This window comes from Bacillus sp. SIMBA_005 (assembly GCF_046535585.1).
Classification (GTDB): domain Bacteria; phylum Bacillota; class Bacilli; order Bacillales; family Bacillaceae; genus Bacillus; species Bacillus pumilus.
On sequence record NZ_JAWRWI010001242.1, the window covers coordinates 1 to 232 of the forward strand.

Annotated in this window: 1 pseudogene; it reads right to left on the bottom strand. The window is 47.4% G+C overall.

The features are described from left to right. Positions 1-232, bottom strand: a pseudogene (locus SB660_RS24045) (heme ABC transporter ATP-binding protein); the annotation flags it as partial.

Genomic DNA, 232 nt, shown 5'->3' on the forward strand with positions numbered 1-232 from the left:
GTTTCCGCCTGACAATGCCCGAGCGTGTGTATATTCATCCGGCGTTCTGACATCGTACTCAGTGATCAGGCTGCGTGCTTTTTTGTACATTTCGCCTTTATGTAAAACGCCCAATGCTGAATACGGCTTTTTGTAATAGCTTTGCAGCAGGATATTCTCTCCGATTGGAAAATCAAGGACGAGACCGTGTTTATGGCGATCCTGAGGAATATGCCCGATCCCGGATTCAGTG